This window comes from Enterobacter sp. PGRG2, from assembly GCF_030291195.1.
Taxonomy (GTDB): Bacteria; Pseudomonadota; Gammaproteobacteria; order Enterobacterales; family Enterobacteriaceae; genus Enterobacter_D.
This window is the reverse complement of sequence record NZ_CP127837.1, coordinates 850776-869841: the sequence shown is the minus strand read 5'-3', so window position 1 is coordinate 869841 and position 19066 is coordinate 850776. Positions and strand designations below refer to the sequence as shown.

The following is a 19066-nucleotide window of genomic DNA, read 5'->3' as shown; positions in this document are numbered from 1 at the left end:
CACATCAAACAATATCATCCACCACGCCGCCGTCCACGCGCAGCGCCGCGCCGGAGGTGGCAGACGCTTGGGTCGAACAGACATAGACCACCATATTAGCAACCTCTTCAACCGTGGCAGCACGCTGGATCACCGAGCTCGGGCGATTCGCCATGACGAACTCCGTCGCCAGCGTTTCCAGTGATTTACCGGTGCGCTCCATCTCGTCTTTCATCATGGCGGCGAAGCCGTCCGACATGGTCGGACCCGGCAGCACGCTGTTGACCGTCACGCCGCTACCGGCGACAAATTTCGCCAGCCCGCGGGCAAGCGAGAGCTGCGCGGTTTTGGTCACACCGTAATGAATCATATCTGACGGGATATTGAGCGCCGATTCAGACGAGATAAACACCACCCGTCCCCAGCGTTTTTGCACCATGCCGGGCAATAATGCACGGGCGAGGCGGACGCCGGACATGACGTTGGTCTGCCAGTAGTTTTCCCAGATTTCGTCGTCGGTAGAGTAGAAATCCTGCGGGCCATAAATCCCGGCATTGTTTACCAGAATATCGACGCCGGAAGCCGCCCGCAGCACCGATTCCACCCCTTCTGGCGTACTGAGATCGGCAACCGCCGCGCGCACCGCCACGCCCGGCACCACCTGCTGTAAATTCTGGATGCCCTGATTCACCGAGCTTTCGCTGCGGCCATTCACGATCACTTCCGCACCGCTCTCTGCCAGGCCACGTGCAATAGCAAAGCCAATCCCGCCCGTGGAGGCGGTCACCAGCGCGAGTTTTCCCGTTAAATCGATTTTCATGGTCTGCTCCCGGTCATTATTGATGATTCTTCAGACCGTTAAGCGTAGCAGGTACGTGGCGCANNNTGAGTTATCCCTAGCCAGGCAACCGGCTTTTAGGACGGCCAGGCCCCAGCAGGATCGCCAGCTTGCTGCCGCCTTTGGTGGTCTCCATCCAGATCTTACAGACGCTGGTAAGCGGCACAGAGAGCAGCATTCCCACCGGGCCGAGCAGCCATCCCCAGATCAGTAAGGATAAAAATACCACCATGGTCGACATGCCCAGACGATGGCCCATCATGCGCGGCTCCACCATATTCCCCAGCACCATGTGCACGACCAGGAAGAGGATCCCCACCATCATAAACTCGTAAAAGCCGTTGAACAGGAAGGCCTGGATCATCGGCGGGATGGCCGAGATCACCGAGCCGATGTTAGGCACATAGTTAAGTAAAAATGCCAGCACGCCCCACATCAGCGCAAACTGGACGCCTAACAGCATGAGACCCAGCCAGATGATGGCCCCGGTCCACAGGCTGATCAGCGTTTTCAGCGCCAGGTAGTGCGACACACCTTTTAAGGCGCGGTGCAATCCGGCGATATGGATCTGCGGATTGTTCAGCGCAAAGCGCAGTTTGTACGGCAGATGGCGCACTTCAAACAGCATAAACACCACGGTCATCACCAGCAGCACAATGCTCGCCATAGCGTTCGACAGGCCGGTCATCAGCAGGGTGGCGAAGGCCATCATTTTGTCAGAGTCCATACGCTGTAACATGCGCTCCGGTGACATGTGCAGATGCAGGAACGGCATCATGTCCTGTAACTGCAGAACCTTACGCGTTAATTCCTTATTGTATTTGGGCAGCATGGTGATGAATTCATTAAATGACGCCGCCAGCACGCCAAACAGCGCGGTCAGCACGATCATCATGACAACCACCACAATGGTGATCGCGACCGGTCGCTTCACGCCGCGACGCAAAAACCAGGTCACCAGCGGATTAAGCACGATGGCGAAAAACAACGCCATTAATAACTGAACAATAATGTCGGCGGCGGCATGGATGCCCGCCAGAATAATAACCAGAGCGGCTAATTTCAGGAGGATATGCAAGCCCGCTTTATCGGGCTGGGGGGTGATCATAGTGAATTCCTTTTTTCGCTGTGCCCGCTAAGTGTAGTGCGTTAGCGGGGCTTCGTATGACGTGCATTATCTGAATCTGCTGCTGATTTTCAGCCGTCATCATGATAATAGTGAAACACTGTTGTAAAAAATGTGGTGAGTTCTATGCCTGAACCCGTTGCCGAACCGGCGCTGAACGGATTGCGCCTCAACCTGCGCATTATCTCTGTCGTTATTTTTAACTTCGCCAGTTATCTGACTATCGGCCTGCCGCTGGCGGTATTGCCCGGCTATGTCCATGATGTGAAGGGATTTAGCGCCTTCTGGGCGGGACTGGTGATCAGCCTGCAATATTTTGCCACCCTGGTGAGCCGTCCTCACGCCGGACGCTATGCCGACCTGTTCGGCCCGAAAAAGATTGTCGTCTTCGGGCTGTGCGGCTGTGTGCTGAGCGGCCTGTTTTATCTGCTGGCGGGGCTGAGCACCGCCACGCCGGTGGTCTGTCTGCTGCTGCTGTGCCTGGGCCGGGTGATCCTCGGCATCGGGCAGAGTTTTGCCGGGACCGGGGCTACGCTGTGGGGCGTCGGCGTGGTGGGATCGCTGCATATCGGAAAGGTGATTTCCTGGAACGGTATTGCGTCTTACGGGGCGATGGCGATTGGCGCGCCGCTGGGGGTGCTCTGCTACCACTACACCGGGCTGACGGGGCTGGCGGCCATTATCATGGCGGTGGCGGTAACGGCGCTACTGTTTGCCCTGAGCCGTCCGGCGGTGAAGGTCAGCAAAGGCAAGCCGCTGCCGTTTCGCGCCGTGCTGGGGCGGGTCTGGCTGTACGGCATGGCGCTGGCGCTCGGCTCTGCCGGTTTTGGCGTCATCGCCACCTTTATCACCCTGTTTTACGATGCCCGTGGCTGGGATGGCGCGGCCTTCGCCTTAACGCTGTTCAGCTGTGCGTTTGTTGGCACGCGACTGTTTTTCCCCAATACCGTTAACCGCGTCGGCGGCCTGAACGTGGCGATGGTCTGTTTCGTGGTGGAAACGCTGGGCCTGGTGCTGGTGGGGGTGGCGGTGGATCCCTGGATGGCAAAAGTGGGTGTACTGCTGGCGGGGGCGGGTTTTTCGCTGGTCTTCCCGGCGCTGGGCGTGGTGGCAGTGAAGGCCGTGCCGCAACAGAATCAGGGCGCGGCGCTGGCGACCTATACGGTATTTATGGATCTGTCGCTGGGGGTGACAGGACCGGCGGCCGGGCTGTTGATGGCATGGGCGGGCGTATCGGTGATCTATCTGGCGGCTGCGGGGCTGGTGGCGGTGGCGCTGTTGCTGGCGTGGCGGTTAAAAAAACGGCCTCCTGTGGAGACCGTTGTTTAACTATGCCTGTCCGGCAGAGACTTATTTCAGCACGATGGTGTTGATAATGTTCTCGGCTGCCGTTTGCGCCTGCTGCTGGTTTTCGGCCGGCAGCGTGACCTGAATGGTCAGCAATTTGTTATCCACTTTACCCAGCACCACGGAAGACCAGGCGGTCTGGCCTTTGGCAGAGATAATGCTGTCGAGCTGCTGCATTTTCTGGCCTTTCACGTCGATGGATTTGTTGGTCACCACCTGCAGCTGCGGATCGCGGCTGCGCTGCTGATCTTCCAGACGTTTGGTCAGCACGGACAGCTCTTCGTTGCTGTTGTCGCCGACAATGACAATCACCGCTTTCTGGCCGGTCGCGTCAGAGTAGACGTGCATGTTGTTAGCCTGGGTGCCCAGTTTGCCGCTCTGATCGGTCATGTCTGCGGGCAGCGAGAAACTCAGCTTGCCGTCCAGCAGCGTCACTGGCTGACCGGTGGCATTGGCTTCCGCCGACGCAGCCTGCGCCGGAGTCGCTTTATCATTGTTGTCACAGGCCGCCAGCCCCATTACCAGCAGGCCAATACCGACATATTTAACCAGATTGCGCATTGACTTCTTCCTTTCGATAAACGGCCATAACGGCTCATTCGTCCATCTTATCACAAGTTATCAGGCGTACCTTTAACTGGCCTGCAACGCCGGAATTTCAGATTTATCTGCCAGTCTTTTCAGGCACATATTAAGCAGTACGCCGTACATCGGCAGGAAGAAGACCAGACTGATAAGCACCTTAAAGCTGTAGTCAACGAGCGCGATTTCCATCCAGTGTTGCGCCATAAACGCATCCGGACTGCGCCAGAAGGCGATAAAGAAGAAGGCGATGGTATCGCTGGCGTTACCGAAGATGGTGGAAACCGTCGGCGCAAGCCACCAGTGGCGGCTCTGGCGCAGGCGGTTAAAGACGCGTACGTCGAGGATCTGCCCCAGCGTATAGGCCATAAAGCTGGCGGCGGCGATACGGGCGACAAACAGGTTGAAATGCGCCAGCGCGCCGAATCCCTGCCAGCTACCCATATAAAACAGCGACGAAATGATATACGACACCACCAGCGCCGGGATCATCACGGCAAAGATAATGCGTCGGGCCAGCGGCGCGCCAAAAATACGCACGGTGAGATCGGTGGCGAGGAAAATAAACGGAAAGCTGAACGCGCCCCAGGTGGTGTGGAAACCGAAAATGGTGATTGGCAACTGCACCAGATAGTTACTGGAGGTGATCACCAGTAAATGGAATAGCGATAACCAGAACAACGCTTTTACGCGCTGGGATTGAGAAAACTGCGACATGTTGTGACCTTTTTAGTGGTTGGGGTTAGGGAACCCAATTAATGCAACGTAATTTTATAAAGCCGCCGCATCATACTGCTTTGACTCACCATTGCAATGGCTAATTTTCACGCAATCGTTAACCTGACTTGCGTCACAAAAATGGCGGCGTAAACTAATGCGGTTTTTGACCGGATGAGACAACCATGAGCGATCTGTTTACCACACCTGACCACACCCTTGATGCCCTGGGGCTGCGTTGCCCGGAACCTGTCATGATGGTGCGCAAAACCGTGCGCAGCATGCAGGCGGGCGAAACCCTGCTGATTATTGCCGACGATCCGGCGACCACGCGCGACATCCCCGGTTTCTGCCGTTTTATGGAGCATGAACTTGTGGCGCAGGAGACAGAATCGCTGCCTTATCGCTATCTGCTGCGTAAAGGCGACTAGCCGCTGACCGCAAAAAGAACCCCTGTTGTCACATTGTTAAACCTCCGTTTCATTATTTTAGCGCTTTTGTGAACCGCTTCACCCCTGCCCGTCACAACCCAGGCTAATTTCTAAGCGTAAAAATAAAACACAGTTTTACCGCTGACCCTACCCTGGAGCTGACCCGATGAAAACGACCCTCAAGCCGTTACTGGCTTCGCTGTGCCTGTCCACCGCGTCATTACTGTTTGCCCCTGCCGTGATGGCGCAGGTGATCAAAGCCGCCGACGTGCATCCGCAGGGCTACCCGAACGTGGTGGCCGTGCAGAACATGGGCGAAAAACTCAAACAGCAAACCGATGGCAAATTAGAAATTAAAGTCTTCCCCGGCGGCGTATTAGGGGATGAAAAGCAAATGATCGAACAGGCGCAGATGGGGGCAATCGACATGATCCGCGTCTCGATGGCGCCGGTCGCCGCTATTCTGCCGGACATCGAAGTTTTCACCCTGCCGTACGTTTTCCGCGATGAAGACCATATGCATAAAGTGATCGACGGCGATATCGGCAAAAGCATCGGCGAAAAGCTGACTAACAACCCGAAATCGCGGCTGGTGTTTCTTGGCTGGATGGATTCCGGCACCCGTAACCTGATCACCAAGACGCCCGTCACCACGCCTGAAGCGCTGAAAGGGATGAAGATCCGCGTGCAGGGCAGCCCGGTGGCGCTGGCGACCCTGAAAGCAATGGGCGCGAACGCGGTGGCGATGGGGGTAAGTGAAGTGTACAGCGGCATGCAGACCGGCGTTATCGACGGCGCGGAAAACAATCCACCAACCTTTGTGGCCCATAACTACCTGCCGGTCGCCAAGAATTACACCCTGAGCGGTCACTTTATTACCCCGGAAATGCTGCTCTATTCCAAAGTGAAATGGGACAAACTCAGCGCCGACGATCAGCAGAAAATCCTCACCCTCGCCCGTGAAGCCCAGGCCGAACAACGCACGCTGTGGCAGGCGTATAACGCCGACGCGGTCGCGAAAATGAAAGCTGGCGGCGTGAAATTCCAGGAAATCGACAAGGCGGTCTTTGTGAAGGCGACAGAGCCGGTGCGCGCGCAGTATGGCGACAAACACCAGGATCTGATGAAAGCCATCGCGGATGTGAAGTAATTCTGCTGCGCCAGCCGCCCGCTGGCGCATAACGTCTTGTGGAGGACGTATGTCCGAAATCTACCTGAAGTGGATGGATCGCCTGTACCTGCTCGCCATGACAGTGGCGGGGATTTCCCTGCTGGTGATGACCATTGTCATCCCCATCGGCATTTTCTCGCGCTACGTGCTTAACCGCGGCGAGTCATGGCCGGAGCCGGTCGCCATTATCTGTATGGTGACTTTTACCTTTATCGGCGCAGCGGTGGGCTATCGCGCCGGATCGCATATCGCCGTCAACATGCTGACCGATCGTCTGCCGCTGGCGCTGAAAAATGTCTGTGCGCGGGTGGTGGATCTACTGATGCTGCTCATCTCCAGCCTGATCTTCTGGTACAGCTATTTACTGTGTGTGGAACTGTGGGAGCAGCCGGTAGCGGAATTCCCGGTGCTGACCTCCGGGGAGAGTTATCTGCCGCTACCTGTTGGTTCGGCGATCCTGATCCTGTTTGTGATTGAGCGGCTGCTGTTCGGTTCCCAGGAGAACCGTCCGGTAGTGCTGATTGGTAACCATGGTTAAGAGGTGAGAGATGGATGCATTTGTGTTGTTGTTCACCCTCGCCATTCTGCTGGCGCTGGGGATGCCGGTGGCCTTTGCCGTCGGCCTGAGCGCCGTCGCAGGCGCGCTGTGGATCGATTTACCCCTTGAGGCGCTGATGATCCAGATCACCAGCGGGGTGAACAAATTTACCCTGCTGGCGATACCGTTCTTCATTCTCGCCGGCGCGATCATGGCGGAAGGGGGCATTGCTAAACGGCTGGTGAATTTTGCCTATATCTTTGTCGGCTTTATTCGCGGCGGCCTGTCGCTGGTGAATATCGTCGCCTCCACCTTTTTCGGCGCGATTTCCGGCTCCTCGGTGGCCGATACCGCCTCGATTGGCAGCGTAATGATCCCGGAGATGGAAAAGAAGGGCTATCCGCGTGATTACGCGGCAGCGGTGACCGCCAGCGGCTCGGTACAGGCGATCCTCATTCCGCCCAGCCATAACTCGGTGATTTACTCGCTGGCGGCAGGCGGCACGGTTTCCATTGCCACGCTGTTTATCGCCGGTGTGCTGCCAGGTCTGCTGCTGGGCGTCTGCCTGATGATCATGTGCCTTGGCTTTGCCCATAAGCGCGGATACCCGAAAGGCGACAGGATCCCCTTTAAACAGGCGCTGAAAATTTTCTTCGATGCGCTGTGGGGCCTGTTTACCGTGGTGATCATCCTCGGCGGTATTTTGTCGGGAATTTTTACGGCCACCGAATCTGCTGCCGTGGCCTGCCTGTGGGCGTTTTTCGTCACCATGTTTATCTACCGTGACTACAAGTGGAGCGAACTGCCGAAGCTGATGTGCCGCACGGTGAAAACCGTGACCATCGTCATGATCCTGATTGGCTTTGCCGCCGCCTTCGGTGCCGTGATGACCTACATGCAGCTGCCGGAGCGTATTACCGCGTTCTTTACGTCGCTGTCGGATAACAAGTACGTCATCCTGATGTACCTCAACGTCATGCTGCTGCTCATCGGCACGCTGATGGATATGGCGCCGATTATCCTCATCCTGACGCCGGTGCTGCTGCCAGTCACCAATGCGCTGGGGATCGATCCGGTGCACTTCGGCATGATCATGATGGTCAATCTGGGGATCGGCCTGATCACGCCGCCGGTGGGATCGGTGCTGTTTGTCGCCAGCGCCGTCAGCAAGCAGAAAATTGAGTCCGTCGTGCGCGCGATGCTGCCGTTCTACGGCATGCTGCTGCTGGTGCTGGGAATGGTGACTTATATCCCGGCGATCTCGCTGTGGTTGCCGCGATTGCTGGGGATGCAGTAGTCCGCTACCGCTTACCCAACAACCGCAGCGCATTTGCCGTCACCAGCACGGTGGCGCCCGTATCTGCCAGCACCGCCAGCCACAGGCCGGTAATGCCGAGCAGCGTGGTGACGAGGAAAATGGCTTTCAGGCCCAGCGCGATTGTGATGTTCTGCCGGATATTGGCATGGGTGGCGCGGGCCAGCTGGATCATCTGCGCCAGCCCGGTCAGGCGGTTGTGAGTCAGCGCCGCATCGGCGGTTTCCAGTGCCACGTCGGTGCCGCTGCCCATGGCGATGCCGATGGTGGCGGCTTTCATGGCCGGTGCGTCATTGATGCCGTCGCCGACCATCGCCAGCGGCGACTGCCGATCCAGCGCCATAACTGCCGTCACCTTATCGGCGGGCAATAATCCGGCGCGGAATTCCAGTCCCAGTGCGCTGGCAATGGCCGCTGCCGCGCGGGGATTATCGCCGGTGAGCATCACGCCGCTGATGCCAAGCCGACGCAGGGCATTGACCGCTTCAGCCGCATCTTCCCGCAGCGTATCGCGCAGCGCCAGGGTGCCGCACAGCTCGCCATCGCGCAGCACGGCGATCACCGTCTGGCCCTGCGCTTCCTGTTGCTGAATTTGCGTTTGCCAGTTTTCGTCCAGCACACCGGCAGGCAGTTTATCCGGCGCGCAGATAAAGATAGATTTCCCCGCGACCCTTGCCTCAATACCCCTGCCAGGCAGCGTACGCTGATCTTCCGCCTGCATCAGCGTCAGATTGCGCGCCTGCGCTTCCTCTGTGATGGCCTGCGCCAGCGGATGGGTGGATCCCTGTTCCACGGCGGCGGCACAGGCCAGCAGTTCATCTTCACCCATCCCCTGCGCCGAAACGCCCACTACCTGCGGTTTACCCACCGTCAGCGTGCCGGTTTTATCGAACGCCACCTGACGAATACGGCCCAGCTGTTCCAGCGCCGCGCCGCCTTTGATTAGCGCTCCACGACGCGCCGCCGCCGCCAGCCCGGAGGTGATGGCGGCAGGGGTGGAGATCACCAGCGCGCAGGGACAGCCGATCAAAAGCAGCGTCAGGCCTTTATAGATCCACTCGTACCAGGCCGCTCCTGCCAGTAACGGCGGCAGCACGGCGACCAGCAGCGCCGCTGCCATGATGACCGGCGTATAGACGCGGCTGAAGCGATCGATAAAGCGCTCAATGGGCGCACGACGCTCTTCGGCTTCTTCGATCAGTTGCAGAATACGATCGATAGCGCTTTCGCCTGGCCGGGAAATGACTTCCAGCGTCACCAGCCGGTCGACGCTGGTCGCCCCGGCAGGAACTTTTTCCCCGGCGCGGCGCTCGACGGGCACCGACTCGCCGGTTAGCGCGCTTTCATCAAAGCTGGCGAAGGAGGAGAGCAATCTTGCATCTGCCGGTAAGCGCCCGCCCGCCGCCACTTCAATCACGTCGCCGGGGCGCAGACTGTCCGGTGCCACGGATTCACGCGCCGTGCCCGTGAGCCGCGTGGCGCTTTCTGGTTTCAGGGCCATCAGCGCCGTGACGCCCTGGCGGGCGCGGCTGGCTGCCCAGCCTTCAAGCCGCTCGCCGACCAAAAACAGCAGCAATACCATGGCCGCTTCGGCGGTGGCGCCAATAAACAGCGCCCCGATGGCGGCCACGCTCATCAGCGTTTCAATGGCGAACCAGCTGCCGCTTTTGATCAGCCGTAGCGCCTGCCGGGCAACGGGGAACAGACCGACCAGCGTGGTGGCGATAAACGCCAGCTGGCCGAGAGGATGATTAACATGCTCCAGACCCCAGCTGATAGCCATCATGACCGCCAGCGTCAGCAGCGGCAAATTCTCCCGCAGGGCGGAGACGGGCGGGACCGGGGCCTGCGCATCGCGCAGCGTATAACCGGCGCGCTGTACGGCGGCTTCAATCTGCGCACGGACATCGCGCCCGGCATCGACAATCAGTTTTTCGGTGGCGAAAGTGACCTGGACCTGACTCACGCCCTCAACCTGGCGCACAGCGGTTTCGACTTTACGGGCGCAGGCGGCGCAGTCCATCCCGGCGACCTGCCAGGAAAAACGGCTGCCCTGCGGATCGCCGGATAGCAATGCCGGTGCCGGATCGGCATGGTCAGCACAGCAGTTTTTTTCAGGCGCAGGCGTTAACGGGCGCAGCGGGGCACGGGCAAACTGCGGCGTTTTTTTGACGGGCGGCGTGAGCATGGCATCCTCCGGGAATAATAATTTTCTCATTATCCGGAGGATACACTCTGGAGTCGACTCCAGAGTCAAGCGTTATAAGTAGAGCGATCGCACGATGAGGAAATGCCCGGCAAAGTAGCAGGCGGCAGAGATGGCGTTGTCGGCGTGGAAGCGGCGGCGGTAGTGGCTGCCCAGCCAGACAATATTTCCCAGCAGCAACAGTGCGGCACCCACAAAGGCAGACAGTGCCGGGGCCGTCGGACGGAAGAACCACAGCTCGCCCGCCAGCCACACCATCACCAGCGTCATGGCGATAAAGGTACAGATCGGCCAGCGCAGCTCCTCCAGCCGTGTCCAGATCACCGCGATCAACAGCGCGCCAATGACCAGCAGCGCCAGCGGCAGCGGCCAGAAAAAGGACAACGTCATCTGACCGGCGAAGTAGATGGTGTAGAGCAGATGGGCGAGGAAATACGCGCCTATGGCGTACAGCAGACGCTGGCGCGGCAGCAGCGTCAGCGCATCACCTATCAACGAGGCGCACAGCCCCGCCAGCACCAGATAGCTGATGGCATCAAACATTGGCGCCTGCCAGGCAAGCAGCAACAGCAGTAATAAAGTGACAGGTTTAAATACCCAGCGTTGCCATGCCGGCCCGCGATACGACGCGTCCACATACAACCATGCGGAAAAACATACAGCGATAAACGACCAAAGCATCTTAATTCCTTGAATTCGTTATTGTCGCGTGGGCGTTGCGCCCACAGCCCTGTCTTCAGTGTAGTGGTCGCGCAACGCAGATGGCAACGCCCCTTCAGCCTGCGGGGAGACTTTCCGCATTTTCTGAGGCATCCGGTGAGGATTATTTTTTGTTTTGCAGCGCTTTCAGACGTTTTTGCCACACCAGCAGTTCAAAGACGCCAAACAGAAAAACGCGCCACTGTTCCGCCGCCGTCATCTGCGGGCCATTTTTGGGCAGCGCGGTTTTCAGCATCACCATTTGCAACGCATGCATAAAAGCGGTGAATACCAGCGCGACGTTGACGAAAATATTCAGCGGCCGCGGGAAAGGGTGGATGAGGTTGAGGATAAGAAACGCCCATACCCCCAGCATCAGTAAACGTCCCAGATTAATCAGCATGTTGCTCTCCTTGTACGGTGCGGTGATACAGACGATAGGCCACCTGACCGGCCACTTTCTCGCGATGCAGATCCCAGTGCACAGGTACCTGCGGCAGCCCGTTTTCCACTTCGCTTTCGACATAAATCAGCGCGTCGTCCGCCAGCCAGCCGTTCACTTCCAGCAGGCGTAAGGTCTCGTCGAGCAGCCCTTTGCGAAACGGCGGATCGACAAAAACAATATCATGGGGCGTGCCGGTCTGATTAAGGAATGTCAGGGTATTGGTGTTGACCACGTTGGCGTTAGCGGCTTTCAGCGTCGCCAGATTTTGCTGTAACTGTTGCGCCACGCTGCGCTCCATTTCAATGAGCGTGGAGGCACCGGCGTAGCGTGACAGCGCTTCCAGACCCAGCGCGCCGCTGCCCGCAAAGCAGTCGAGGCAACGGGCATTGACCATCGACGGGGCAAGCCAGTTAAACAGGGTTTCGCGCACGCGGTCCGTCGTCGGGCGCAGACCAGGGCTGTCGGGCACCGGCAGTTTACGGCCACGCCACTGTCCGCCAATAATACGAATCTGGCCGCTGGCGGCACGGTTGGGTTTTTTCATAGTGAAAGCTCTGGTCACAAATTTATCCCGCTATTTTAACGGCGGGAAGCGTGGGGTGGAACCTTAATCCTCAGGCGGTGCCGTGTTGCAAGGAAAGTGGTAGACTAACGAAAGACTTATCATTACATCTTACTCATTTTTCAGCCCCCTGTTTGCGACAATGCGGGCTGCGCCATGAATAAACCGCGAGGAGTGTAGTCGCAAATGGCAAAAGAGAAAAAACGTGGCCTGTTCTCCTGGTTAGGCTTTGGTCAGAAAGAGGAGCCGCAGGAAGCCGCGCCAGAACAGAAAATGGAATCCCAGGCGGTTGTTGAAGAACAAGCCCCTGCAGAAGCACAAACGCCTGTTGAGGAGCAGACGCCTGCCGAAACTGCGCCCCATTCGCAGATCGAATCCGAGTCCTTTGCCGCGGAAGTCGTGGACGTCACTGAAAAAGTGATTGAGCGCGAAGCGCAACCGGAAATCATCGCTGAAGAGGCGGTTGTGGAACCGGAAGCGGTCATCGAGCCGGAAGCGATCGTTGAACCTGAAACGATCGTCGAGCCTGAGGTGGCGGTGGAGCACAAAGAACTGCCGGTGCCGGAAGAGATCGCAACCATCGAACCGGAGCCGGAAGCGTGGCTGCCTGAAGAAGGTACCGTCGTTGCCGCAGACGAGCCAGAGCCGGAGCCTGAGACGATCGTCGAGCAGGAAAAACCGACCAAAGAAGGTTTCTTTGCGCGCTTAAAACGCAGCCTGGTGAAAACCAAAGAAAATCTCGGTTCCGGATTTATCAGTCTGTTCCGCGGCAAAAAAATCGATGATGATCTGTTTGAAGAGCTGGAAGAGCAGCTGCTGATAGCCGATGTCGGCGTGGAAACCACCCGTAAAATCATTACCAATCTGACGGAAGGGGCCAGCCGCAAACAGCTGCGCGATGCGGAATCGCTGTACGGTCTGCTGAAAGATGAAATGAGCGATATCCTCGCAAAAGTCGACGAACCGCTTAATATTGAAGGCAAAATGCCATTTGTTATTCTGATGGTTGGCGTTAACGGCGTGGGTAAAACCACCACCATCGGCAAGCTGGCGCGTCAGTTTGAGCAGCAGGGCAAATCGGTGATGCTGGCGGCAGGGGATACCTTCCGTGCGGCAGCGGTGGAACAGCTTCAGGTGTGGGGCCAGCGTAACAACATTCCGGTGATCGCCCAGCATACCGGTGCGGATTCCGCCTCGGTGATTTTCGATGCTATCCAGGCGGCGAAATCCCGCAAGGTGGATGTGCTGATCGCCGATACCGCAGGGCGCTTGCAGAATAAAGCGCACCTGATGGAAGAGCTGAAGAAAATTGTCCGCGTGATGAAAAAGCTCGATGTCGACGCGCCGCATGAAGTGATGCTGACCATCGACGCCAGCACCGGACAAAATGCGGTAAGCCAGGCCAGACTGTTCCACGAAGCCGTCGGGCTGACCGGGATCACCCTGACCAAACTTGATGGTACCGCCAAAGGCGGCGTGATCTTCTCGGTAGCCGACCAGTTCGGTATTCCGATCCGCTATATCGGTACCGGCGAACGTATTGAAGACTTACGTCCGTTTAATGCGGGCGATTTTATAGAGGCACTTTTTGCCCGAGAGGATTAACAATGATTCGCTTTGAACATGTCAGCAAGGCTTATCTCGGCGGGAGACAGGCGTTGCAGGGGGTGACATTCCACCTGCAACCGGGCGAGATGGCGTTTCTGACCGGCCACTCCGGCGCAGGTAAAAGTACGCTGTTAAAGCTGATCTGCGGTATCGAGCGGCCAAGCGCCGGGAAAATCTGGTTTGCCGGGCATGAGATCAGCCGTCTGAAAAACCGCGAAGTGCCGTTTCTGCGTCGGCAGATCGGCATGATTTTTCAGGATCACCATCTGTTAATGGACCGTACGGTCTTTGACAACGTGGCGATCCCGCTGATTATCGCCGGGGCCAGCGGTGAAGACATTCGTCGTCGCGTATCGGCGGCGCTGGATAAAGTCGGGCTGCTCGACAAAGCGAAAAACTTTCCCATTCAGCTTTCCGGCGGTGAACAGCAGCGCGTGGGCATTGCCCGTGCGGTGGTGAACAAACCTGCGGTGCTGCTGGCGGACGAACCGACCGGTAACCTGGACGACGCGCTGTCGGAAGGGATTTTGCGTCTGTTTGAAGAATTCAACCGCGTCGGGGTAACGGTACTGATGGCCACGCACGACATGAGTCTGATTGCGCGCCGCTCGTACCGCATGCTGAGTCTGAGCGACGGTCATTTGCATGGAGGCCTGACGGGTGAATAAACGCGACGCAGTCAATCAAATCCGCCAGTTCGGCAATAAACTGGACCGCTTCCGTAAACCGGGACAGGGCAGCGGCGGCAACCGTGGCGGTTCCGGCCGCAGCAAGACGCCGCCAAAACCTGGCTCGCGCAAGACCAACGTCTTTAATGAACAGATGCGCTACGCCTGGCAGGGCGCGGTGCAGGATCTGAAAAGCAAGCCGCTGGCGACTCTGCTGACGGTGATGGTGATCGCCATCTCCCTGACGCTGCCGAGCGTCTGCTATATGGTGTACAAAAACGTTCACCAGGCCTCATCGCAGTATTACCCGTCGCCGCAAATTACCGTCTACTTCGATAAGACACTGGACGACGGCGCCGCGCAGCAGGTGGTCGGGCAGTTGCAGGCGGAACAGGGCGTCGAGAAGGTGAACTACCTGTCGCGGGAAGACGCGTTGGGCGAGTTCCGCAACTGGTCAGGCTTTGGCGGCGCGTTGGATATGCTGGAAGAAAACCCACTGCCCGCTGTGGCGGTCGTGGTGCCGAAAATCGACTTCCAGAATACCGAATCGCTGAACACCCTGCGCGACCGTATCACCCGCATTAACGGCATTGATGAAGTGCGGATGGACGACAGCTGGTTTGCGCGTCTGGCGGCGCTCACCGGGCTGGTAGGCCGCGTGTCTGTGATGATCGGCATTCTGATGGTGGCGGCGGTATTCCTCGTCATCGGTAACAGCGTGCGTCTGAGCATTTTCTCCCGTCGCGACAGCATTAACGTGCAGAAGCTGATCGGCGCAACGGATGGCTTTATTCTACGTCCGTTCCTCTACGGCGGGGCGCTGCTCGGCTTTAGCGGGGCATTCCTGTCGCTCATTCTGTCGGAGATCCTGGTGATGCGGCTGTCATCGGCGGTGACGGAAGTGGCGAAGATTTTCGGCACCCAGTTTGAGCTAAGCGGCCTCTCATTTGACGAGTGTTTATTACTGCTGCTGGTGTGCTCAATGATTGGCTGGCTGGCCGCGTGGCTGGCAACGGTGCAACATTTACGTCACTTTACCCCCGACTAAAAATTCTCTGATATACTCTTTCCCTGCTGCATCGGATGTCTGTTAGCAGGGAAAGAGTCCCTGATCTCTCTTTTCTCCTGCTTAGCCTTTATCATAGTAATGTCACATTTTGTGCGTAATCTATTCACAACGTTGCATGGAACTTGTGGATAAAATCACTGTCTGATAAAAGTGTGGATGATATTCTCGCTGCTCATAAGCACTGGCATGTTTGTTGCCTGAAGGGGACAAGCCGCCGCCAGTAAGAAGTACATTGAGAGGATTTGAATGACCAAAGAAATGCAAACTTTAGCTTTAGCCCCTGTTGGTAACCTGGAATCCTATATCCGGGCTGCGAACGCATGGCCGATGTTGACGGCTGATGAAGAGCGGGAGCTTGCTGAAAAGCTGCATTACCAGGGTTCACTGGAAGCAGCTAAAACGCTGATCCTGTCGCACCTGCGCTTTGTTGTTCATATTGCTCGTAACTACTCGGGCTATGGCCTTCCGCAGGCAGACCTGATTCAGGAAGGTAATATCGGCCTGATGAAAGCTGTGCGCCGCTTCAATCCGGAAGTGGGTGTGCGTCTGGTCTCTTTCGCCGTGCACTGGATCAAAGCCGAAATTCACGAATACGTGCTGCGTAACTGGCGTATTGTGAAGGTCGCCACCACTAAAGCGCAGCGTAAGCTGTTCTTTAACCTGCGTAAAACCAAGCAGCGTCTGGGCTGGTTTAATCAGGACGAAGTGGAAATGGTCGCCCGCGAGCTGGGTGTTTCCAGTAAAGACGTGCGTGAGATGGAATCCCGTATGGCCGCTCAGGACATGACCTTTGACATGTCGTCGGACGATGAATCCGACAGCCAGCCAATGGCACCGGTACTCTATCTCCAGGATAAAACCTCTAACTTTGCCGACGGCATTGAAGACGATAACTGGGAAGAACAGGCCGCGAACAAACTGACCGATGCGATGCAGGGTCTGGACGAGCGTAGCCAGGCGATCATTCGCGCCCGCTGGCTGGACGAAGACAACAAGTCTACATTGCAGGAACTGGCCGACCGCTATGGTGTTTCCGCTGAGCGTGTGCGCCAGCTGGAAAAGAACGCCATGAAAAAACTGCGTATCGCCATCGAAGCCTGATCTCCGCAAACCGCTTTTTGTGGTTTGACGTCAAAGCCCCCTGGATGAAAGTCTGGGGGTTTTGTTTTTTTACGCCTGCTCTGGCGATTTTTTACCCTGTGGCAAACACTTACAGATGCGCATTTCGTGTTTATGGCATCTCAGGGGGGCAGGGTGAAAAATAACGAACTCAATGAAAGACGTTTACAGGCCACGCCGCGTGGCATTGGCGTGATGTGTAATTTTTATGCGGATAAGGCAGAAAACGCCACGCTGTGGGACGTGGAAGGCAACGAGGTGATCGACTTCGCCGCGGGCATTGCCGTGCTCAATACCGGGCATCGTCATCCGAAAGTGATGGCCGCCGTGGAAAAACAGCTGCACGCCTTTACGCACACGGCGTATCAAATCGTGCCCTATGAGAGTTACGTCGCGCTGGCGGAAAAAATCAACGCGCGCGTGCCAGTCGCAGGGCCTGCCAAAACCGCCTTCTTCTCGACCGGCGCGGAAGCGGTGGAAAACGCGGTAAAAATCGCCCGCGCGTACACTCGCAGGCCCGGCCTTATCACCTTTGGCGGCGGCTTTCATGGCCGCACCTATATGACGATGGCGCTGACCGGCAAAGTCGCGCCCTACAAAATCGGCTTCGGTCCGTTCCCCGGATCGGTGTTTCACGCGCAGTACCCTAATACGCTGCATGGCGTGAGTACAGCCGATGCGCTGAGCAGCCTTGAGCGTATTTTCAAAGCGGACATCGCGCCGGATCAGGTGGCGGCCATCGTGCTGGAGCCGGTGCAGGGTGAGGGCGGATTTGTCATCGCACCGGATGATTTCATGCAGGGACTGCGCGCCCTGTGCGATACCCACGGCATTCTCTTGATTGCCGACGAAGTGCAGACCGGCTTTGCCCGTACCGGCAAACTTTTTGCCATGGAGCATTTCAGCGTTAAGCCCGATCTCATCACCATGGCGAAAAGCCTCGCCGGTGGGCTGCCACTGTCAGCGGTCTCCGGACGCGCAGAGGTGATGGATGCCCCGGCGCCAGGCGGACTGGGCGGTACCTATGCCGGAAATCCGCTGGCAGTGGCGGCAGCCCTGGCGGTGCTGGAAGTGATCGACGAGGAAAACCTGTGCCAGCGCGCGGCCCAACTGGGACAGCATCTGGTGGAAGTGCTGGAGAAAGCCCGGGCCGATTGCCCGCAGATTGCCGGGATCCGCGCGCTGGGTTCCATGGTGGCGGTGGAGTTCGCCGATCCGCACAGCGGCGAGCCGTCGCCGGAATTTACCCGTCAGGTACAGGCGCGGGCGCTGGAGGCCGGACTACTGCTGCTCAACTGCGGCGTGTACGGCAACGTGATCCGTTTCCTCTATCCGCTGACCATTCCGGAAGCGCAGTTCCGGCAGGCGCTGGATATTATTCACGCGTCGCTAACCCGGTAAAAATGTTGTTACATATTCTGAAAAATGGGGTATGTTTTAGCAGAGTATGCTGCTAAAGCACGGGCGGTAGACCAATAATCGAAATAAAGTGCTGAACAACAACATCACAACGAATGTAATAACCACAATAATGGGGATTCTCAGGATGAAAATGAAGGGTAAAGCGTTACTGGCAGGATGTATCGCGCTGGCAATGAGCAACGTCGCATTCGCGAAAGATATTAAAGTTGCGGTGGTGGGGGCGATGTCCGGCCCGGTAGCGCAGTATGGCGACCAGGAATTTACCGGTGCGAAACAGGCGATCGAAGACATTAACGCCAAAGGCGGTATCAAAGGCGACAAGCTGGTTGCAGTGCAGTACGACGATGCCTGTGACCCGAAACAAGCCGTTGCCGTTGCCAACAAAGTGGTTAACGACGGTATCAAATATGTCATCGGCCACCTGTGCTCCTCCTCTACCCAGCCGGCGTCTGACATTTATGAAGACGAAGGCATTCTGATGATCACCCCGGCCGCCACCGCGCCGGAACTGACCGCACGCGGCTATAACATGCTGCTGCGCACGACCGGTCTGGACTCTGACCAGGGCCCGACGGCTGCAAAATACATTCTGGAAAAAGTGAAGCCGCAGCGTATCGCCGTGATCCATGACAAACAGCAATACGGTGAAGGCCTGGCGCGTGCCGTGCAGGAAAACCTGAAGAAAGGCAACGCGAACGTGGTGTTCTTCGACGGTCTGACCGCGGGCGAGAAAGACTTCTCCACGCTGGTGGCGCGTCTGAAGAAAGAGAATATCGACTTCGTTTACTATGGTGGCTACCACCCGGAAATGGGGCAGATCCTGCGCCAGGCGCGTGCTGCCGGTCTGAAAACCCAGTTTATGGGCCCGGAAGGCGTGGCGAACGTCTCCCTGTCTAACATTGCCGGTGAATCTGCCGAAGGTATGCTGGTTACCAAGCCGAAGAACTACGATCAGCTGCCGGTGAACAAACCTATTGTTGACGCGATCAAAGCGAAGAAACAGGATCCGAGCGGTGCATTCGTATGGACCACCTACGCGGCGCTGCAATCCCTGAAAGCGGGGCTGGAGCATTCAGAAGATCCGGCAGAGATCGCCAAATACCTGAAAGCCAACTCTGTGGAAACCGTAATGGGACCGCTGAGCTGGGATGAGAAGGGCGACCTGAAAGGGTTTGAGTTTGGCGTGTTCACCTGGCATGCGAACGGTACGGCGACTGACGCGAA

Annotated in this window: 19 protein-coding genes; 11 read left to right on the top strand and 8 right to left on the bottom strand. The window is 57.4% G+C overall.

From position 1 onward, the window contains the following. Window positions 1-4 precede the first annotated feature (4 nt). Both QRD42_RS03825 and QRD42_RS03820 read right to left on the bottom strand, forming a co-directional pair. The gene (locus tag QRD42_RS03825) at window positions 5-799 is read right to left on the bottom strand and encodes an SDR family NAD(P)-dependent oxidoreductase (RefSeq protein ID WP_321988215.1); all 795 of its coding nucleotides are present in this window, start codon (window positions 797-799) and stop codon (window positions 5-7) included. A 76-nt stretch (window positions 800-875) separates the two neighbouring features. After that, a complete protein-coding gene (locus QRD42_RS03820; RefSeq protein WP_072571169.1) occupies window positions 876-1925 on the bottom strand; it encodes an AI-2E family transporter in 1050 nt (349 codons plus the stop codon). Between the two features lie 144 nt (window positions 1926-2069). Between QRD42_RS03820 and QRD42_RS03815 the strand changes: the two genes are divergently transcribed. Beyond that, window positions 2070-3272 (top strand): MFS transporter, encoded by a 1203-nt coding sequence (locus QRD42_RS03815; protein WP_321988214.1) that lies wholly within the window; start codon window positions 2070-2072, stop codon window positions 3270-3272. A 21-nt stretch (window positions 3273-3293) separates the two neighbouring features. On the opposite strand, the gene QRD42_RS03810 is transcribed toward QRD42_RS03815, so the two are convergent. Continuing rightward, the gene (locus QRD42_RS03810; RefSeq protein ID WP_072571171.1) at window positions 3294-3851 is read right to left on the bottom strand and encodes a DcrB family lipoprotein; all 558 of its coding nucleotides are present in this window, start codon (window positions 3849-3851) and stop codon (window positions 3294-3296) included. A gap of 72 nt (window positions 3852-3923) precedes the next feature. Next, on the bottom strand, window positions 3924-4589 hold the full coding sequence (locus tag QRD42_RS03805) for a 7-cyano-7-deazaguanine/7-aminomethyl-7-deazaguanine transporter (protein WP_072571172.1): 666 nt from the start codon (window positions 4587-4589) through the stop codon (window positions 3924-3926). 185 nt (window positions 4590-4774) lie between these two features. On the opposite strand from QRD42_RS03805, the gene tusA reads away from it, so the two are divergent. From tusA to QRD42_RS03785, 4 genes are all read left to right on the top strand, one after another. After that, window positions 4775-5020 carry a sulfurtransferase TusA gene (tusA, locus tag QRD42_RS03800; RefSeq protein ID WP_072571173.1) on the top strand — a complete coding sequence of 82 codons (246 nt, stop codon included), beginning with the start codon at window positions 4775-4777 and terminating at the stop codon, window positions 5018-5020. Window positions 5021-5186: 166 nt separating this feature from the next. Then, window positions 5187-6170, top strand: coding sequence for a TRAP transporter substrate-binding protein (locus tag QRD42_RS03795; RefSeq protein WP_321988213.1), 984 nt, complete (start codon window positions 5187-5189; stop codon window positions 6168-6170). 49 nt (window positions 6171-6219) lie between these two features. Continuing rightward, window positions 6220-6729, top strand: coding sequence for a TRAP transporter small permease (locus QRD42_RS03790; RefSeq protein WP_072571175.1), 510 nt, complete (start codon window positions 6220-6222; stop codon window positions 6727-6729). Window positions 6730-6739: 10 nt separating this feature from the next. Next, complete coding sequence (locus tag QRD42_RS03785) at window positions 6740-8026, top strand: TRAP transporter large permease (protein WP_072571176.1); 1287 nt, start codon at window positions 6740-6742, stop codon at window positions 8024-8026. A gap of 4 nt (window positions 8027-8030) precedes the next feature. Here QRD42_RS03785 and zntA read toward each other — a convergent pair whose 3' ends face one another. The 4 genes from zntA to rsmD all read right to left on the bottom strand — a co-directional run bounded on the left by zntA (window position 8031) and on the right by rsmD (window position 11938). Further along, window positions 8031-10232 carry a Zn(II)/Cd(II)/Pb(II) translocating P-type ATPase ZntA gene (gene zntA, locus QRD42_RS03780; protein ID WP_321988212.1) on the bottom strand — a complete coding sequence of 734 codons (2202 nt, stop codon included), beginning with the start codon at window positions 10230-10232 and terminating at the stop codon, window positions 8031-8033. Window positions 10233-10304: 72 nt separating this feature from the next. Continuing rightward, window positions 10305-10931 (bottom strand): lysoplasmalogenase, encoded by a 627-nt coding sequence (locus QRD42_RS03775; RefSeq protein ID WP_072571178.1) that lies wholly within the window; start codon window positions 10929-10931, stop codon window positions 10305-10307. A gap of 142 nt (window positions 10932-11073) precedes the next feature. Further along, complete coding sequence (locus QRD42_RS03770) at window positions 11074-11352, bottom strand: DUF1145 family protein (RefSeq protein ID WP_072571179.1); 279 nt, start codon at window positions 11350-11352, stop codon at window positions 11074-11076. Beyond that, a complete protein-coding gene (gene rsmD / locus QRD42_RS03765) occupies window positions 11342-11938 on the bottom strand; it encodes a 16S rRNA (guanine(966)-N(2))-methyltransferase (protein WP_072571180.1) in 597 nt (198 codons plus the stop codon). The genes QRD42_RS03770 and rsmD overlap by 11 nt, the downstream gene beginning before the upstream one ends. Window positions 11939-12142: 204 nt before the next feature. Between rsmD and ftsY the strand changes: the two genes are divergently transcribed. The 6 genes from ftsY to QRD42_RS03735 form a co-directional block, all read left to right on the top strand. Further along, window positions 12143-13561, top strand: a complete 1419-nt coding sequence (gene ftsY, locus QRD42_RS03760) for a signal recognition particle-docking protein FtsY (protein ID WP_321988211.1) — start codon at window positions 12143-12145, stop codon at window positions 13559-13561. 2 nt (window positions 13562-13563) lie between these two features. Further along, window positions 13564-14232 carry a cell division ATP-binding protein FtsE gene (gene ftsE / locus QRD42_RS03755; RefSeq protein ID WP_088221025.1) on the top strand — a complete coding sequence of 223 codons (669 nt, stop codon included), beginning with the start codon at window positions 13564-13566 and terminating at the stop codon, window positions 14230-14232. Next, entirely contained in the window at window positions 14225-15280 is a 1056-nt protein-coding gene (gene ftsX, locus QRD42_RS03750; protein WP_072571183.1) for a permease-like cell division protein FtsX, read from the top strand. The genes ftsE and ftsX overlap by 8 nt, the downstream gene beginning before the upstream one ends. Before the next feature lie 267 nt (window positions 15281-15547). Next, window positions 15548-16402 (top strand): RNA polymerase sigma factor RpoH, encoded by an 855-nt coding sequence (rpoH, locus tag QRD42_RS03745; protein WP_072571184.1) that lies wholly within the window; start codon window positions 15548-15550, stop codon window positions 16400-16402. Between the two features lie 153 nt (window positions 16403-16555). Further along, window positions 16556-17821: a 4-aminobutyrate--2-oxoglutarate transaminase gene (locus QRD42_RS03740; protein ID WP_321988209.1), complete on the top strand. Its 1266-nt coding sequence runs from the start codon at window positions 16556-16558 to the stop codon at window positions 17819-17821. Window positions 17822-17966: 145 nt separating this feature from the next. Continuing rightward, a partial coding sequence (locus QRD42_RS03735) for a branched-chain amino acid ABC transporter substrate-binding protein (protein ID WP_321988208.1) occupies window positions 17967-19066 on the top strand: 1100 nt, incomplete at its 3' end.

Bases quoted from the DNA above. Each gene is read 5' to 3' on its own strand.
- QRD42_RS03790 (WP_072571175.1), top strand. From the start codon at position 6,220: ATGTCCGAAATCTACCTGAAGTGGATGGATCGCCTGTACCTGCTCGCC.
- QRD42_RS03795 (WP_321988213.1), top strand. From the start codon at position 5,187: ATGAAAACGACCCTCAAGCCGTTACTGGCTTCGCTGTGCCTGTCCACC.
- QRD42_RS03770 (WP_072571179.1), bottom strand. From the start codon at position 11,352: ATGCTGATTAATCTGGGACGTTTACTGATGCTGGGGGTATGGGCGTTT.
- QRD42_RS03775 (WP_072571178.1), bottom strand. From the start codon at position 10,931: ATGCTTTGGTCGTTTATCGCTGTATGTTTTTCCGCATGGTTGTATGTG.
- QRD42_RS03785 (WP_072571176.1), top strand. From the start codon at position 6,740: ATGGATGCATTTGTGTTGTTGTTCACCCTCGCCATTCTGCTGGCGCTG.
- zntA (WP_321988212.1), bottom strand. From the start codon at position 10,232: ATGCTCACGCCGCCCGTCAAAAAAACGCCGCAGTTTGCCCGTGCCCCG.
- QRD42_RS03825 (WP_321988215.1), bottom strand. From the start codon at position 799: ATGAAAATCGATTTAACGGGAAAACTCGCGCTGGTGACCGCCTCCACG.
- QRD42_RS03815 (WP_321988214.1), top strand. From the start codon at position 2,070: ATGCCTGAACCCGTTGCCGAACCGGCGCTGAACGGATTGCGCCTCAAC.
- rsmD (WP_072571180.1), bottom strand. From the start codon at position 11,938: ATGAAAAAACCCAACCGTGCCGCCAGCGGCCAGATTCGTATTATTGGC.
- ftsY (WP_321988211.1), top strand. From the start codon at position 12,143: ATGGCAAAAGAGAAAAAACGTGGCCTGTTCTCCTGGTTAGGCTTTGGT.
- rpoH (WP_072571184.1), top strand. From the start codon at position 15,548: ATGACCAAAGAAATGCAAACTTTAGCTTTAGCCCCTGTTGGTAACCTG.
- ftsE (WP_088221025.1), top strand. From the start codon at position 13,564: ATGATTCGCTTTGAACATGTCAGCAAGGCTTATCTCGGCGGGAGACAG.
- QRD42_RS03820 (WP_072571169.1), bottom strand. From the start codon at position 1,925: ATGATCACCCCCCAGCCCGATAAAGCGGGCTTGCATATCCTCCTGAAA.
- QRD42_RS03810 (WP_072571171.1), bottom strand. From the start codon at position 3,851: ATGCGCAATCTGGTTAAATATGTCGGTATTGGCCTGCTGGTAATGGGG.
- QRD42_RS03805 (WP_072571172.1), bottom strand. From the start codon at position 4,589: ATGTCGCAGTTTTCTCAATCCCAGCGCGTAAAAGCGTTGTTCTGGTTA.
- tusA (WP_072571173.1), top strand. From the start codon at position 4,775: ATGAGCGATCTGTTTACCACACCTGACCACACCCTTGATGCCCTGGGG.